Annotated in this window: 11 protein-coding genes; 7 read left to right on the top strand and 4 right to left on the bottom strand. The window is 69.7% G+C overall.

Annotated features, from left to right (window positions below; genetic code table 11):
* Positions 1 to 65 precede the first annotated feature (65 nt).
* Positions 66 to 788: a hypothetical protein gene (locus BLW75_RS20335; protein WP_034304279.1), complete on the bottom strand. Its 723-nt coding sequence runs from the start codon at positions 786 to 788 to the stop codon at positions 66 to 68.
* Positions 785 to 1,966, bottom strand: coding sequence for a type VII secretion protein EccE (gene eccE / locus BLW75_RS20330; RefSeq protein ID WP_034304283.1), 1,182 nt, complete (start codon positions 1,964 to 1,966; stop codon positions 785 to 787). Before eccE ends, BLW75_RS20335 begins: the two co-directional genes overlap by 4 nt.
* 549 nt (positions 1,967 to 2,515) lie before the next feature.
* Between eccE and eccB the strand changes: the two genes are divergently transcribed.
* The 3 genes from eccB (at position 2,516) to BLW75_RS20310 (ending at position 5,662) form a co-directional block, all read left to right on the top strand.
* Positions 2,516 to 4,126 carry a type VII secretion protein EccB gene (gene eccB / locus BLW75_RS20320; RefSeq protein ID WP_091597934.1) on the top strand — a complete coding sequence of 537 codons (1,611 nt, stop codon included), beginning with the start codon at positions 2,516 to 2,518 and terminating at the stop codon, positions 4,124 to 4,126.
* A 67-nt stretch (positions 4,127 to 4,193) separates the two neighbouring features.
* On the top strand, positions 4,194 to 4,508 hold the full coding sequence (locus BLW75_RS20315) for a hypothetical protein (RefSeq protein ID WP_034304288.1): 315 nt from the start codon (positions 4,194 to 4,196) through the stop codon (positions 4,506 to 4,508).
* A gap of 5 nt (positions 4,509 to 4,513) precedes the next feature.
* Positions 4,514 to 5,662 carry a WXG100 family type VII secretion target gene (locus BLW75_RS20310; protein ID WP_034304290.1) on the top strand — a complete coding sequence of 383 codons (1,149 nt, stop codon included), beginning with the start codon at positions 4,514 to 4,516 and terminating at the stop codon, positions 5,660 to 5,662.
* 88 nt (positions 5,663 to 5,750) lie between these two features.
* Here BLW75_RS20310 and mycP read toward each other — a convergent pair whose 3' ends face one another.
* Positions 5,751 to 7,400: a type VII secretion-associated serine protease mycosin gene (gene mycP, locus BLW75_RS20305; RefSeq protein WP_034304293.1), complete on the bottom strand. Its 1,650-nt coding sequence runs from the start codon at positions 7,398 to 7,400 to the stop codon at positions 5,751 to 5,753.
* 23 nt (positions 7,401 to 7,423) lie between these two features.
* Entirely contained in the window at positions 7,424 to 8,788 is a 1,365-nt protein-coding gene (eccD, locus tag BLW75_RS20300) for a type VII secretion integral membrane protein EccD (RefSeq protein WP_091597929.1), read from the bottom strand.
* Between the two features lie 527 nt (positions 8,789 to 9,315).
* Between eccD and eccCa the strand changes: the two genes are divergently transcribed.
* The 4 genes from eccCa to BLW75_RS20280 all read left to right on the top strand — a co-directional run bounded on the left by eccCa (position 9,316) and on the right by BLW75_RS20280 (position 16,269).
* Positions 9,316 to 13,323, top strand: coding sequence for a type VII secretion protein EccCa (eccCa, locus tag BLW75_RS20295; protein WP_034304297.1), 4,008 nt, complete (start codon positions 9,316 to 9,318; stop codon positions 13,321 to 13,323).
* Positions 13,324 to 13,391: 68 nt separating this feature from the next.
* Positions 13,392 to 15,341 carry a type VII secretion-associated protein gene (locus BLW75_RS20290; RefSeq protein WP_034304299.1) on the top strand — a complete coding sequence of 650 codons (1,950 nt, stop codon included), beginning with the start codon at positions 13,392 to 13,394 and terminating at the stop codon, positions 15,339 to 15,341.
* A 12-nt stretch (positions 15,342 to 15,353) separates the two neighbouring features.
* On the top strand, positions 15,354 to 15,716 hold the full coding sequence (locus BLW75_RS20285) for a hypothetical protein (protein WP_034304302.1): 363 nt from the start codon (positions 15,354 to 15,356) through the stop codon (positions 15,714 to 15,716).
* A 232-nt stretch (positions 15,717 to 15,948) separates the two neighbouring features.
* The gene (locus BLW75_RS20280; protein WP_091597926.1) at positions 15,949 to 16,269 is read left to right on the top strand and encodes a WXG100 family type VII secretion target; all 321 of its coding nucleotides are present in this window, start codon (positions 15,949 to 15,951) and stop codon (positions 16,267 to 16,269) included.
* The last annotated feature ends 34 nt before the right edge of the window (positions 16,270 to 16,303 follow it).

Here is a 16,303-nt window from a genome sequence, read left to right as displayed (position 1 = left end):
CACTGTCCGAAAAGGACAGTGCCCCCGCAGAGCACGCTTAGCCCGCTAAAGTCGACGCGGGCGGGTTAGTCGCCTCGGCGCACGGGGCCCAGGATCTGCTGCTCTTTCGCCGTGGTGACCAGGCGAAGAGGGCGCCACAGGTTCCGGCCCAGAGCGACGACCTGGTCGTCCTTCAGCGTCGTGAGCTGCTTCATCATCTGGGGCGGGAGCCGCCAGATCCGGGCGGCCAGCTCGGCCTGTCCCGGCGGGAGCCGCTGCATCAACACCAGGTCGGCCGCGTTCGCGGTCGCCCCGGCCTGCGGGTGCAGGTACGGCAGCACGTAGATCGTCGTCTGCCACGGCGACCGCGGCGGGAACAGGTCTTGCGGCGTCGGGCCACCATCGGTCACCACGAGCAGCGGCGCGTCCTCGGAGGGCCGCGGAAGGTCCACCGGCGACAGCCGCCGGATCTGCACCAGCGGCGAAGGCCTGCCGTTGGGCTGGTTCCCCGCGGCCTGCGGGAGCACCTGCCACGCGGCCGGACGTCCGGTCGCCACGACGACCCACGCCCCGACCGCCATCGCCCGCAGCGCCACCTGGCGAGCCAGATAGAGACCGCCGACGAGCACGATCCTGGTCGGTGTCGAGCGCAGCGCGGAGATCGTCAGCGGCTCGCCCTTGAGCCCGGAGCCGAGGACGATCCCGCCGCGATCGCCGGAAGGGCTGATCGCGTCGAGCATCGCCGGGTCGACGGTGAATTCCGGGGCGACACCGGCGCTCTGGCCGGCGTCGCGCATGCGGGTGCTCATGCCGTGCCTCCGATCGGCAAAGTCGCGGAGAACCCGGAGATCTGCAGTCCGCGCAGCGGCGTCAGCGTCACACCCAGCCGGTCCGAGACGCCTTGCAGCCGCTGGTCGGCCGCGTCCAGTTCACGCGGGTTCCGCGCGCTCAGGCGAACGATTCCCCGCAGGCCGATCTTGCCTTCGTCCGCGGACGGCGAGATCGACATCGCCACCGTCGCCGACAGCGCGCGGACACTGGTCAGCGCGTTCAGGCTGCCGCTGATCTTGCCCTTCGGCCAGCTGGTGATCGCGTAGCTCGCGTGACCGATGCCTGCCGCGGTGACGCCGGTCCAGCGTTCCTGCAGACCGACCTTGCCCTGCGAACCGGCGACCGCGGTCAGTTCCGCGGCCGAAATGCTGGAGCGCAGCAGCTCGTCCGGGTCGAGCGGCCGGGTCGGCACGCCCTGCGATTCCAAGGCGTTGCGCACGCGCGAGAGCGCGCCGATCAGGGCGCGATGCGCACCCACGACACCGCCGCCGCGTTCGCGGATGGCCGCCGGGCACCGGCGCGGGTCGAGCCGGATGGCGACCCATGTCGTCCGCCGCGCCGCCGCGGGGAGCGGGCCGAGCACCTCCATGTAGGAGCTGAGGGCGGGCGAGTCCGACGGAAGCGCGGCGCTGCCCGGGTAGCAGTGCCAGATCATCTGAATCGAGTCGAGGACCACACCGCGGTCTTCGAGGCACGGCGCGAGCGCGGACAGCGGCAGGCTCGGCGCGCCACCCGCCTGGGTGATCAGCGCGGGCGCGGGTTCGACGAGCAGGACGGCGGTCCACGTGCCGTCGTTCCACGCGATGCCGACCTGCTGGCGCTCGTGGTCGACACCGTGCGCGACGACGAGATCGGGAACGGCGAGGCGAAGCAGGTTCACGCGGGCGTCGTCGGGACCGGTGACGGCGTCCTCTTCGGCCGCGAGCGACTCGATGCTGCTCGGCGGAAGCGGATTCGCCACCCGATCGTGCGACCGGAACATGTACCGCATGGTGAGTCCAGCCCATTGGGTGAACCAGCGGCCGCCCCAGCGCAGGAACGCGATGATGATCGCGAACGCGAGCACGCCGATGGCGACGTACTTCAGCTTCATGTCGATCGCTAGCAGGACGAGGCCGATCGCGAGCCCGAGTTCGAGCACGACCAGGTTCGCCACGGGCAGCGGGCCGAGGTTGATCCCGCCGGTCCGGCGCCGCGCGGGCGCCGCGATCCGTACCGCCGGAGCGGGCGGAGGACCGGACTGCGGGCCGGGGCCGCCGGACGGAGGACCGCCTGGCCCTCCAGGCCCACCGGGCCCTCCTGGACCCCCAGGTCCGCCGGGGCCCTTGGGACCACCGGGACCACCAGGGCCGCCGGGACCCTGCGGTCCGCCAGGCCCTCCAGGGCCACCTGGGCCCCCCGGACCGCGAGGAACACCGGGACCTCCCGGGCCTCCGGCCGGGCCGCCCGGACCACCCGGTCTGCTGGGCCTGGGCGGCGGCCCCGGCGGACGACCGGGAGGTTGCGGCCCCGGAGGGCCGGGCGGACGTGGAGGAGTGGTGACGGACATCCGCGCTTTCTCTTCCCCTCGTGCTTGCTGCGTACCCGGAAAGCCGGTCCCGAGGAACTTGACACTAGCTGGAGTTGGTAGAAACCCCACACCAGACGGTCCCCGTACGGCTATCCTGCGGAACCGTACCGCGACGGGGAGGACTGTAGGTCGAGAATGCCATCAACACCGACTACTAAGTCTCAAGTTCAGGCTTATCAGTTCGTTCTGCGACGGATGCAATCCGCGCTGGTCCGTCGCGACGCCGTCATGCTCCACGACCCGATGCGCACGCACACGCGGGCGACCATCGTGGGTGTCGTGCTGGCCGCGCTGGGCGTCCTGGTCTTCATCATCTGGGGCCTGCTGAGCCCGAAGCCTGCCGTGCCGGAAGCGGGCAACATCGTCATCGGCGAGCAGTCCGGAACGGTTTACGTCGTGGCCGGGAACCCGAAGAAATTGATCCCGACCTTCAACCTCGCCTCCGCGCGACTGCTGATCATCGCGCAGTCGAAACAAGGGGCGCAGCAGGCGGGCGCCAAGCCTTCCGGGCCCGCACAGGCCTCCGAAGTGAAGAACCCCACAGTCGTCTCGGATGAACAGCTGAAGAACATCCCCCGCGGCCAGCTCATGGGTATTCCGAACGGCCCGCAGCTGATGCCGACGGACACTCAGCGGGTCTCCCCGGACTGGGGCGTGTGCGACGAGGTCATGTACGACCCGTCCGTGCCTCAGCCGGACCTCACGAAGACGGAGACGACCGTCTACGCGGGCGTGAAGCAGCTCGGAAGCCGTGAGCTCGGCCAGAACGAAGCGTTGCTGGCCAAGGGTGCCAACGGCCGTGAGTACCTGATCTACCGGCAGAAGCCGGACCCGAACGTCCGGAACGCGAACGCAGTCAAGGCCGAGATCCAGCCTGACGCCGACGCCGTCCGTTCCGCGCTGAAGCTGCCCAATCAGCCCCGCGGTATCTCGCAGGGCCTGCTGGACGCGATCCCCGAGGTGCCGGAGCTGAAACTCCCGGACGTCCCGGGCAAGGGCGAGAGCCCGAGCTACGAGATCGAAGGCATGAAGGTCGGCGACGTGTTCTCCACGGAGCAGGCCGAAGGGCGGAAGGACTTCTACCTCATTACGAGGGAAGGCATCCAGTCCATCTCGCCCGCCGTCGCGGACATCGTGAAGACCGGGAAGAATGACGGCAGCACCTCGGTCACGTCCGTGCCGCTGGCCGCGATCCGCAACCTCACGCGGGTTTCCCAGGTCGTCGAGCTCGACGCGTACCCCCAGACCGTGCCGACGGTGCTCAACGCGACCCAGGGCTCCCGGGTCTCCTGCCTGAGCTGGTCCATCGCGGGCGAAGGCGGCTCCCGGGACGCGCACACGGCCGTGTTCGTCGACGACAAGCTGCCGAAGGGCCGGAACGCCGACGGATCCGCGCCCGGCGTCAAGATCGGTACCCCCGGCCCGGTCGGCGCGCCGATCAACAGCTTCTACATGGAGCCCGGCTTCGCCGCGGTCGTCCAGTCGGCGACCGGCAAGGAGACCTTCGACAAGGGGCCGATCCAGCTGATCTCCGATCGCGGGATCCGGTACGGCGTCCCCGACGCCGTCACGGCGGATTCGATCGGGCTGAACAAGCGGGTGCCCGCGCCCGAGTCCATCGTCAGGATCCTGCCCACCGGCGCTTCGCTGAACACGCAGGACGTGCTCCGGACGTTCGACACGGTGCCGATCGACGACAGGGCCGGTTCGGTCGCCACGCAGTCGCAGGCTCCGGCGGGTAACTGATCACGGGAACCCCTCGGACGGCGCGAGCGTCTCAACGCCCGAGCGGAATCGGGTGAGTGGAGGTGCAGTGGCCGGCCTGAAGATCGACGGCGACGTCGTCGGTGACTACGCGAAACGGGTGGACGCGGCCGCCGGAGAACTCGACCTGGCGGCCGCGGAGGTGACGGGTGAGGGCGTCACCGTCGAGTCCCACGGCACGCTGGGCGAGGAGCTGGGCCTCGGCGCGTCCTACGGGCGTGCGGCCGAGGCCATCCGGCGGCAGCTGGTGGAAGGCGCGGCCGCGCTGAGGTCGGCGTCGGAGGCCCTGCACACGGTGACCGCGCGGCACGCCGGGCACGACGACGAGGCCGCGCAGACGATCAAGCGCGCAGTGGAGCTCTGAACCGCATGATCGCCGAATCGGAGAACCCGACGGATTCCATCCCGCACCCGATGGCGGCCGCACGCCCTGCGGCTCCCGTGGCGCCCCCGATCGCGGTTAGCCCGCTAAACGCGACGGGGTCGGGCGGTGAGGAGCTGATCGAGTCCGCGGCGCCCCATCTCGCCTTCGTTTCGGAGCTGTCTGGGCATCTGGGGCTGATCGATCCGGTCGAGGCCTACCTGACCCCGCTGGTGGGGCGATGGGAGGACTTGAAGGACGAGGCAGACCTGCTCCGGAAAGCGGCGAAGACCGCGGGCAACGTCTCGAAGGAACTGTCAGAGGACCTCGGACGTCTCGACGCAGGGTGGTCCGGCAAGGACGCTGACGCCTTCGTCGCGTACATCGTGGACATCAACGCCGCGGGCTCCGACGTCGAAGACGCCCTCACCACGCTGGCGAGCTCGCTCGACGAACTGGTGCTGTCGATCCGCCGCATCCTGACCGACCTCGTCGAGGTCCTGGTCGACACGGCGGAACTGACCTCCGAGACCGCGATGCTGCCGGTCGGCGGTGTCCGGCGTGCGCGGACCCAGCTGGAGGAGGCGCAGGAGTCGGCCAAAGCGCTCTACGAAGCCGCGCGCAATGTCCTCGAAGGCTTCGTGCGGTTTTGCGACGGCGTCGACGATCCTGATGCCGGCTCGCGGAGCATTTCGATCGCGCACCGGTACCCGCAGGACGAGTTCAAGCTTCACGACGATTCCGAGGCACAGGGTGCGCCGGTGCCCGAGAAGGCCCCCGCTGAGGCGGATTCCGGGGCGGCGGCCGAGGAGCAGTCGACGTCGCCGTCCGCGGCCGACGGCAGGCAGACCGGCTCGCACGAGCCGCTGATCGAGCAAGGGCAGGCGCTGGTTCCGGAGATCGCGCCCGTTCAGGCCGCTCCGGCTCAGGGGCACGGGGTCGCCGGGGCCGGTTCGGCGATGATGCCGATGGGGATGGCGCCGATGATGGGGATGGGCGGCATGGGCGGGGGCGGCCAGACGGCTCACCAGTCCAAGACCCGGCCCGCGTCGAAGCCGTCCGATGTGGTCGGTGAGCCCGGCCAGGTCGTCCCGCCCGTGATCGGTGAGGACGAGAAGCCGGCGAAGCCCGCTCCGAAACCCAAGCCCGCCAAGTAGGCAGAGCGACTTTAGCGGGCTAAGTGCGATCTGGGCGGCTCGGAGGCGAGTCCGCGTCAGATCGCACTTAGCCCGCTAAACGCAGGTCCTACGGGGTCTTGCGGCCTGAGGAGGCGGTCGGCCGGTTGCGGCGGACCGAGTGCACCACGAACAGCGTGACGAGCAGGGCCACCAGACCCCCACCCGTTCCGGCGAGCGCGATGATCATCGGGGCCGGGTCGCGGTCGTTCGCGGGCGGCAGGTCCGCGGGCAGCTGGATCGGTTTGGCCTTGTCCGCCTCCGCCGGCACGATCGCCGTAAGCGCCGCGATCGGGTCGATGACGCCGAAGCCGACGAAGTTGTCCCGCCCGCCCGGAGCCGCAGGGTGCTGCGCCGTCGCCATGATCCGGTTCATCACCTCACGCGCTGTCAGCTCCGGGAACTTCTGGCGCACGAGCGCGGCCACGCCGGCGACGTACGGGGCGGCGAAGCTGGTCCCCTGGATGGGGCCGGGGTCCTTGCCACCCTCGATGGTCAGGTTGGCCAGGCTGCTGGACCCCTCCGCGGGGTCCAGCGAGATGATCTTGGTGCCCGGCGCGGCGACACTGACCCACGGCCCGTGGACGCTGAACTCCGCGACACCGCCGGTCTCGTCGATCGCCGCGACCGACAACACGTCTTCGGAGAACCAAGGCGGAGTGACGATCGTCTTGGGGGCCTTTGGATCCGGTTGATCGTTCTGCGGGCACTTGTCGCCGACGTTGCCCGCTGCCGCGACGACGACCACATTGCGATTGACGGCGTAGTTCACCGCCGCCTGAAGCTCCTGCTCGCCCTTGGTGATGCCGCCGGTGGCCGAGCGGCAGTTGTCGACCGACATGTTGATGACATTGGAACCCTGATCGACGGCCCGGACCACAGCTTGCGCGAGCGTGGTCAGCGTACCGGCGGTCTTGCCCTGTTCCTGTTGCCGTCCGCCCCTGTCCTGGCCGGGCGCGGTCCCGTCCGCCGCGCCGCCGACAGCGCCATTCCCCTGCGAGGACGGCGGAAGCTGCGATCCCGGGTTGCTCGACGAAGGCGGCGGAGCCGAGCTGGACGCGGGCGGCGGCTCTTCCTTCTTTTCCGCTTCCTCGTAGTTCTGGCTGGACTGGCGGATCGACAGGATCGTCGCGTCCGGCGCCACCCCTCGGAAGCCGATGCTCGCGTCGGGCGGGTTCGCGGCGATGATGCCCGCCACCTCGGTGCCGTGGCCGTCGCAATCCTCGAGCCCGGGCGCCTTGCCGCCACCGGGGGTCGCGACGTAGTCGCCACCCGATTCGACCCGGCCCCCGAAGTACGGGTGCGCGGACACGCCGGTGTCGATCACGGCGACCTTGATGCCCCCGCCGACCGACTTCTTGGCACCGCGCATCAGCTGGTGCACCTTTTCGATCTGCAGGTACTCCTGGCCCCATGGCCGGTTCTTGATGTCGACCTGGTCGCCGCCGAGCTTGCTGCGCTGGACGCACTCGGTCTTCTTCTCGTAGGTCTTGTCCGGCTTCCCCGAGTCGTTCGGCTTCTTGGACGGGTCCACCCGGGGCGGGGTCGCGTAGTAGCCACCGGCGTCCGGCGCGACGCTGCTTTGCTGCGCCCACGCGGGAAGAGCCACCGACGCCGGCGAGAGAACACCGATCCCGGCCGCCAGCAGCACCGTTCCGGTACGTCCGGCGAGGCCGAGGTGGCGGACGCGCGTCCCCCTGGACTTCCGCGCTACGGCCATCAGAACATCATCCGATCGGGTCGTCACTTGAAGTTGAGGTGGCGCAGCGTCGTGTAGAGATCCATGACGCCGAGCGCCAGCGGGAGCACCGTCGCGATGAAGACGGCCTCGAAGATCTCCACCGTCCGCCGCAACGGCGGCGAGAAGCGCTGGTTCGGGAAGATCACGCCGACCACGAGCGCGCCGGCGCCGATGAGCAGCAGTGCGCCGAACACGAACAGGACACGGTTCAGCGGGCTCGCCGACCACATCCAGCCGAGCAGGATGCCCGCGCCGGACACCATGCCGGTGGTCAGCAGGGCGATGGCCTGCGCGCCGTTCGCGTACGCGCGCGCCCTGAGGAGCAGGACGAGCGTGGCGATCACGCCGAGGATCGGGCCGAAGACCGTCGGCGAAGTCGAGGCGATGATCGCGAACAGCGCGGTGGCCGCGCCGCAGCCGGTCAGCAGGCCGGTCATGTACTCGTGAGCGACCGCCGTGCGGCGCTCGATGGCGCGGTAGTCCGGGAAGCCCGAGTCTTCCTTGAGCTCTTCGGCACTGCCAGGAACGTGAGGCGTCGGAAGGGCGGCGAGCTTGATCGTCGCGCGCGGCAGGATCGAAATGCAGGCCAGCGAGAACGCGGTGGCGCCGGCGGCGATCCCGGCGATCGGGGTGTCGATGAGCGTCGCGGCCAGGAAGGTCAGCGCCGAGATCGTGGCCGTCGTCGCGGCCGCGATGAAGGTGGTGATCCCGTGCCCGATGACGAGGATGCAGACCGCCGCCACGATGATCACGAGAGCGCTCGCGAGCAGCAGGTTCGCCCACAGGGACAGCCCCGGCACGATGTAGAACCCGCTGACGAACGCCAGCGGCAGACCGCCCGCGGCGGCGATCAGCACGCCGGTCGCCTCGGCCTGGTAGGCCTTGGCCAGCGTCGCGCCGATCGCGACGCACGCGATCGCGCCGACACCGCCGGCGATCGCGGCGGCGAGCGCGTTGCCGCCGTAGAAAGAGCCGCTGGTGAAGAGCGCGAGGGCGGCGAAGAACAGCGACAGGCCGCCCGCGATGTGCCCGAAGCGGCGTGCCGTCTCCTTGGTCCACGGACGGAAGCTGTCCGGGGACGACTCGGCGATCGCGTCGACGACGTCGTCGTAAAGCGGAGGCGGCGGGTTCTCGTTGCGCTTGCGCAGCTGCAGCAGTTCGCCGTCGACCACGCCGAGGGACGCGAGCGTCCGGCTCGGGTCGAGCGGTGCGTCGCCCAGCTTCGCCAGCGCCCAGCCGCCGTGGCGGGCGCCGCCGTCGGGCGTCGCCTCCTTCGCCATCTCCAACAGCATGGGCAGCAGGTCCGCCACCGCGACGTCAGCCGGCAAAGCCACGTCGATCCGGGTGCGTGGCGCGACCACCGTCACCCTGCTGAATACCGTCGTGCCCGTTGCCACTGCCTTCCCCCTGCCCTGAGAGTCTGCTCCCGGGGGAACCTATACCGAACCCGGGTGCCCACATCATCGACTGTCGGAAAAAGACCGGCAAAAGTAGGAGAGGCGACCTCGGAAAGGCCTCCGAGCCCCCTCAGACCGGCTGCCGGCGCGTCGACTTTAGCCCCCTAATCGCGACGCGCCGGAGCCTTGGGCCCCCGGGTGCCCACGACCGCCGGATCGCGATTAGGGGGCTAAACGCATGTCGGGCCGTCTGGGCCGCCGGATCGCGATTAGGGGGCTAAACGCACGTCGGGCCTCTGGGCCGCCGGATCGCACTTAGCCCGCTAAACGCACGTCGGCGGAGCCGGAGCCCTACACTCCCGACATGCGTACGGCCCCGGCCGGGGCCGTTCTCGGCGTTGTCCGGATTTCGCCGGCCACGTTCGATAGGTTGTCTCGCGCACCAGTACGCGCACCAACGGTGGCCGCCATCGTCGAGTTTGAAGAGGGGTCCTTCGATGAGCACGCTGCAGTTCAAGAAGTCACCGCGTCTGGCGGCGCCGCGGCCGCCGGGCGGCGAGGTGCATCTCGAACCGCCGCCTGAGGTGCCGCGCACCATCCCGGGCAACATCGTCATGAAGCTGCTGCCCGCGGTGATGATCTTCGCCTCCATCGGCATGATGATCTTCATGTTCACCACGGGTGGACGCAATCCCATGATGATGATGATGGGCGGCATGATGGTGCTCAGCACCGTCGGCATGATGGCCGGCGGCGCGGGCAAGGGCGGCGGCGCCAAAAAGGCCGAGATGGACGAGGACCGCAAGGACTACCTGCGTTACCTCGGCCAGATGCGCGACAGGGCCCGCGAGGCCATGGTCGACCAGCGCGCCGCTCTCGAATGGGTACACCCCGACCCGCAGACACTGTGGTCGCTGGCCGCGAGCCGCCGGATGTGGGAACGCCGCCAGAACGACCAGGACTTCCTCCACCTCCGCGTCGGCCGCAGCTCGCACCGCCTCGCGACGCGGCTGGTGCCGCCGCAGACCGGCCCGGTCGACGAGCTGGAGCCGATCGCGACGCTCGCCCTGCGCCGGTTCGTCCGCGCGCATTCCATCGTCCCGGACCTGCCGACCCAGATCACCCTCCGCGGGTTCGCCGCGGTCAGCATGCAGGGCGATCGCGGCCTCACCCGCGGCCTCACCCGCGCGATGCTGGCCCAGCTGGTCACCTTCCACAGCCCCGACGACGTCCTCATCGCGGTCGCCACGGCGGGCCGCGCCAAAGAGGAGTGGGAGTGGGCGAAGTGGCTGCCGCACGCCCAGCACCCGGCGCTCGCCGACGGTATCGGCCAGCTGCGGATGATGGCCGGCTCCCTCGCGCAGATCGAGCAGTGGCTCGACGAGGAACTCCGTGACCGCCAGCGGTTCTCCCGCAACGCGACGCCCGCCCCGGACCAGCCGCACGTCGTCATCATCGTCGACGACGCCGAGGTCACCCGCGAGGAGCAGATCATCCTCGAAGAGGGTCTGGTCGGCGTCACCCTGATCGACCTTTCCGACTCCATCGGCAACCTCGCGGCCCGTCGTGGTCTGCGGTTGGTCGTCGAGGAAGACCGCCTCGGCGCGCGCAGCGCCGGCGGCGTCGAGTGGTTCGGCCGTCCGGACACGCTCAGCGTGGTCGAGGCCGAAGCGCTGGCACGCCTTCTCGCGCCGTACCGCGTCGGCACCGCCGCGCAGGACGCCGCCGAGGAAGAGCCGCTGCTGTCCAACCCCGGTCTGCTCGAACTGCTGGGCATCCCCGGCGACCCGATGACCTTCGACGTCCAGCAGGCCTGGCGGCCGCGCCCGGTGCGAGACCGCTACCGCGTCCCGTTCGGTGTCGGCGAGTACGGCCAGCCGGTCGAGCTGGACATCAAGGAAGCCGCGATGGAGGGCATGGGCCCGCACGGCCTGTGCATCGGGGCGACCGGTTCCGGTAAGTCGGAGTTCCTCCGCACCCTGGTGCTGGGCATGCTCGCCACGCACTCGTCGAGCACGCTGAACTTCGTCCTCGTCGACTTCAAGGGTGGTGCGACGTTCCTCGGTTTGGACGCCGCTCCGCACGTCTCCGCGGTCATCACCAACCTCGCGGACGAGGTCACGCTGGTCGACCGCATGAAGGACGCGCTGGCGGGCGAAATGAACAGGCGCCAGGAGGCGCTGAAGAACGGCGGTAACTTCAAGAACGTCTGGGAGTACGAGAAGGCCCGCGAGAACGGCGCCGACCTCGACCCGCTGCCCGCGCTCTTCATCGTCTGTGACGAGTTCTCCGAGCTGCTGGCCGCGAAACCGGACTTCATCGACCTGTTCGTCGCCATCGGCCGTCTTGGCCGGTCACTGCAGATGCACATGCTCCTCGCGTCGCAGCGGCTGGAAGAGGGCAAGCTGCGCGGTCTCGACTCGCACCTCTCCTACCGCATCGGTCTGAAGACCTTCTCCGCCGCGGAATCCCGTGCCGCGATCGGCGTGCCCGACGCGTTCGAGCTGCCGTCCGTGCCCGGTGGCGGTTACCTCAAGTACGACACCTCGACGCTGGTCCGCTTCAAGGCCTCGTACGTCTCGGGCCCGTACCGGCCCGCGGGCATCAAGGCGGCGGGCCCGGTCGCGACCGTGGTCCGCGCGGACAAGCGCCCGCAGCTGTTCGTCCCGGACTTCGTCGAACTGCCGAAGGAACCGGAGCCGCAGCAGATCGAGGCCGCGCCGGTGGAAGAGGCCAAGTCGGAGGAGGCCGTCGAGCCCAGTGAGCTCGACGTGATCGTGTCCCGGCTGATCGGCCAGGGCCCGCCCGCGCACGAGGTCTGGCTGCCGCCGCTCAAGGAGCCGAACTCGCTCGACACCCTGCTCCCGAACCTAAACCCCACCGACGACCGCGGTCTTTCCCCGGTCGGGTTCTTCGGCAACGGACGGCTCCAGGTGCCGATGGGCATCGTCGACCGCCCGTACGAGCAGCGCCGTGACCTGCTGTGGGCCGACTTCTCCGGTGGCGCCGGGCACGGTGTGATCGTCGGCGGTCCGCAGTCGGGCAAGTCGACCATGCTCCGGACGCTGATCATGTCGATGGCGCTGACCCACACCCCCGAGGAAGCGCAGTTCTACGCGCTCGACCTCGGTGGCGGTACGTTGGCCGGTCTCCAGGGCCTGCCGCACGTCGGCGGCGTGGCCGTCGCCCGGCGCGAGCCGGACAAGGCCCGCCGGATCGTGGCCGAGCTGACCACCCTGCTCACCGAGCGGGAAGGCCGGTTCGGTGCCATGGGCATCGACTCGATGAACGAGTTCCGCAACCGTAAGCGGCGGGGCGAGATCAAGCCCGAGGACGACGCCTTCGGTGACGCCTTCCTGATCGTCGACAACTGGAAGGCGCTGCGAGACGACTTCGACGAGCTGGAGACCTCGATCACCAAGCTCGCCACCCAGGGTCTTTCCTACGGTGTGCACGTCATCATCGCGGCGAACCGGTGGGCGGACATCCGCCCGGCGATCAAGGACATGATCGGTACCCGGTTCGAGCTGCGTCTCGGTGACCCGAGCGAGTCGGACATCGACCGCCGGGTCGCGGTGAACGTCCCGGCCGGACGCCCCGGTCGTGGTCTCACCAGGGACAAGCTGCACCTGCTGACCGGTCTTCCGCGTATCGACGGATCGAGCAACCCGGACGACGTCGCCGCCGGCGTCGCCGACGCGGTCGCGAAGATCAAGGCCGCGTGGAAGGGCCGCCCGGCGCCGCAGGTCCGCCTGCTGCCGGAGATGGTCACCTACGACGAGGTCCTGTCCATCGACACCAAGCGCAACACGAAGCTGGTTCCGATCGGCGTCAACGAGGAAGACCTCCAGCCGATCTACCTGGACTTCGCCGCCGATTCGCACTTCTACGCGTTCGCGGACGGCGAGTCAGGCAAGACGAACCTGCTGCGCCAGATCACCAGGGGCATCACCGAGCGGTACACGACGCAGGAAGCGGTCATCATCCTCGTCGACTACCGGCGCACGATGCTCGGCTTCATCGGCGGGGACCAGCTGCTCGGCTACGCGGTGTCCGCCGCGCAGCTGGAGAGCATGGTCAAGGACGTGCACGGGTCGATGACCCGGCGCCTCCCCGGCCCGGACGTCACGCAGGAACAGCTCAAGACCCGGTCCTGGTGGACCGGTCCGGAGCTGTTCGTCATCGTCGACGACTACGACCTGGTCGCCACGCAGACGAGCAACCCGCTGAAGCCGCTCGCCGAATTCCTCGCGCAGGCGAAGGACGTCGGTCTGCACATCGTCGTCGTGCGCCGCAGTGGTGGCGCGAGCCGGGCGATGTTCGACCCGATCCTCGGCAAGCTCAGGGAGATCGCGGCGCCCGGTATGGTCATGAACGGCTCGCGAGACGAAGGCAACCTCGTCGCCAACGTGAAGCCGAGCCAGATGCCGCCGGGCCGAGGCAACCTCGTGACCCGGAAGCACGGCAAGCAGCTCATGCAGGTCTCGTGGATTCAGCCGGACTGACCTCCCGCGGAACCAGGTGAGGCAAGGGCCGGGCGTGGGGTGACGACGACGATCTGCGGGAGTGGCTTGTGACAGTGCGGGTAGCGGTGGACTTCGGGACATCGAGCACCTGCGTAGTCGCTTCGATCAACGGCCGCGAGCCGCAGGTCGTCGTGGTGGACGGGCAGCCCTTGATGTCGTCGGCGGTCTACGCCGCGCCGGACGGGACGCTGTTCGTCGGCCAGGAGGCGGAGCGGCAGGCGGCGGTGGATCCGTCGCGCTACGAGCCGAACCCGAAGCGCCGGATCGACGAAGGCGACCTGCTGCTGGGCGACAACGTCCTGCGCGTGACCGACGTCGTCCACGCCGTGCTGAAGCGTGCGGTGACCGAAGCGCGCCGGCTCGCCGGCGACGCCGAGGTCGAGCTGCTCGTCCTGACCCATCCCGCCGATTGGGGCGCGACCCGCACTCGGCTGCTCCGGCAGGCGGCGGGCGGGCTCGCGCGTCAGGTCGCGCTCGTGCCGGAGCCGGTCGCCGCGGCGGTCTATCACGCGGCGACGTTCGCCCCGGCCGACCTCAATTCCGAGCGCACCGTCGAGTTCAGCGGCCGCCCCGGCGACGCGCTGGCGGTACTCGACCTCGGCGGTGGCACCGTCGACGTCTCCGTGGTGCAGCGCATGCCCGGCAGCCCGGCGGATCGCAGTTCGCCCGCTAAACGCGCTGGGTTCCAGGTGCTGGCCACCCGGGGGGATCCGAGCTTCGGGGGAGCGGATGTCGATCAGGCGCTCCTGGAGCACGTCGGGTCGCTGGTGTCGTCCGTCGACCCGCCGGAATGGCGGAAGCTGGTCGAAGGCCGCGAGCTCACGGACAGACGGCGGCGCCGCGTCCTGCGGCAGGACGTGCGAGGTGCGAAGGAGACGCTCTCCCGGCACGCGTACACCGACGTCCCGATGCCGCCGCCGTTCGCCGACGCGCATGTGACCCGGGAAGACCTCGAGCGGCTCATCGCGGGCCCGCTCGGCCGCGCGGTCGAGCTGACCGTGGCCGCGATCGGCGATTCCGGGCTGCGGCCGAAACAGCTGACGGCGATCTTCCTCGTGGGCGGGTCCAGCCGGATCCCGATGGTGTCCCGGCTGGTGCACGAGCGGACCGGTGTCGTACCCACGACCCTGGATCAGCCGGAGACGGTGGTCGCCCGCGGTGCCCTGCGCGCGGTGCTGATCGATCCGGACCGGACGGGTTCGCTCGCGGGCTCCGCGGTCTCCCGCGTCGGCGGTGGCCCCGCGCCCGTCGCGGCCGACCGGCGTCCCGATGCCCCGCGCCCCCCGTTCCCGCCCGGCCCTCACCAGCCCGTCCCGCCGCAGAGCGCGTTTAGCCCGCTAAACGCGACGCGGCACGGGCCGCCGTCGCCGCCGATGGGGCAGCAGGGGATAGCGCCGCCGCCGTGGCGGCCGGGTGAGCCCGCCCGGGAACCCAAGGCCGCCGAGAAAGGCGGGAAGAACAAGAAGCTGCCCTGGATCATCGCGGGGGCCGTGGTGGCCGTCGCGGCGGCCGTGACAGGCATCCTCTTCGCGGTCAACGGCGGGGAGGCCGAGCCGGAGGGCCGCACGCTCGCCCAGTACGACTACCGCTTCATCGCGCCGCCGGACTGGACACAGACCGACGACCGCGTCGCCAACCGCCAGGTGGTGATCCACCCCAGCGAATCCCTCACCGGCGACGATCTCGTGGTCGCCCAGGAGAACGTGATGGACTACGACGCGACGGCCGACAGGCAGAAGCTCGTCGACGAACTCGCCGCGCTGGCGCGCCTGAAGCCGGACAAGTACAGCGGCTTCAACGGCGCCGCGCAGTACGCCGGGAAGACCGTCATCTACTACCGCGAGACCAAGCCGAGCGCGCGCGTCGACTGGTACGTCGTCGTGCAGGGGAAGACTCGCGTCCACATCGGGTGCCAGTACGGCACCGGCTCGCCGCTCGAACAACGCGTGAGCGCGGCCTGCGAGCAGGTCGTCAAGACGATGGTGGTCATCAACTGAAGGGGGAGGCATATGCCACCCGAACCCGAGACCGCCGCCGAACACTTCGCGCGTACAGGGCGCGACGCGGTCACTTATGCGCGGCAGGTCGCCCGCACGGCCAAGGCGCGCTACGAACGCCGCCGCGGTGAGAACGCTGAACTGGCGAAGCAATTCGGCAAGGGAAGGCTCGCGGGCGGCGAGACCGCGCCGACGCCCGCCGCCGTCCGGAACGCCGCGAAACGGTTCCGTGTCGGTGCCGGTCTTCCGGTTCCCGCATTGCCCTCGGCGGCGGACTTGGTTCCCCTTCGGACAGAACCGGCGCCCCGACGGCCACGAGTGGGTGACGACGACGAGGACTTTTCGCAGTCGCGAATCATGAGCCGCGGCGATTGAACGGCCTGTGTGCGATCGCTAAATCGCGTGGTGAGGGCCATTTTCTCCGCGCGGAACGCAGCGTGCGCGCCGAGTTCCCGCGTCGGGTTCCCTCCGGGAGCGTTAACGCAAGCAACTACTTGAAACCAACGAGCGACAAGAGGGAACCAGACGTGGCAGTGTCTCCGTCGTAGGTCCGTACCAAACGAACTTCACCAAGTACGGATAACCACGAACGAAGGGGGTAGCTCCCATGGCTGGCGGTTTTCAGGGGAATGTCGAGCAGTTCACCCAGGCTGAGAAGCGGGTGACCGAGGTTCGCGTTTCGATGGACCAGAACCTGAGCAAGCTTCGCGACAACATCGAGGCCACCCGCGCCGGCTGGACCGGCGACGCCTCGATCGCGTTCAACAACGTGATGAAGCGCTTCGACGAGGCGGGCCGTGGGCTCAACCAGGCCCTCCAGAACATCGGTGACCTGCTCGAGCAGGCCGGCTCGAAGTACAACGCTTCCGAGCAGCAGCAGCAGGAACTCATCAACTCGGTCAACAAGGGCTTCGGCGTCCTCGGCTGATCTGGCTCCACCCCCGCACCAATCCAAGACTTTT

The sequence above is a fragment of the Amycolatopsis lurida genome (assembly GCF_900105055.1).
Classification (GTDB): Bacteria; Actinomycetota; Actinomycetes; order Mycobacteriales; family Pseudonocardiaceae; genus Amycolatopsis; species Amycolatopsis lurida.
Note: the sequence above shows the minus strand (reverse complement) of the source record. Positions and strands in the feature narration are given on the sequence as shown.

What these genes read in the sequence shown, in the direction of transcription:
- eccCa (WP_034304297.1), top strand. Translation starts at nt 9,316, where the DNA reads ATGAGCACGCTGCAGTTCAAGAAGTCACCGCGTCTGGCGGCGCCGCGG.
- BLW75_RS20310 (WP_034304290.1), top strand. Translation starts at nt 4,514, where the DNA reads ATGATCGCCGAATCGGAGAACCCGACGGATTCCATCCCGCACCCGATG.
- mycP (WP_034304293.1), bottom strand. Translation starts at nt 7,400, where the DNA reads ATGGCCGTAGCGCGGAAGTCCAGGGGGACGCGCGTCCGCCACCTCGGC.
- BLW75_RS20335 (WP_034304279.1), bottom strand. Translation starts at nt 788, where the DNA reads ATGAGCACCCGCATGCGCGACGCCGGCCAGAGCGCCGGTGTCGCCCCG.
- BLW75_RS20285 (WP_034304302.1), top strand. Translation starts at nt 15,354, where the DNA reads ATGCCACCCGAACCCGAGACCGCCGCCGAACACTTCGCGCGTACAGGG.
- eccB (WP_091597934.1), top strand. Translation starts at nt 2,516, where the DNA reads ATGCCATCAACACCGACTACTAAGTCTCAAGTTCAGGCTTATCAGTTC.
- BLW75_RS20280 (WP_091597926.1), top strand. Translation starts at nt 15,949, where the DNA reads ATGGCTGGCGGTTTTCAGGGGAATGTCGAGCAGTTCACCCAGGCTGAG.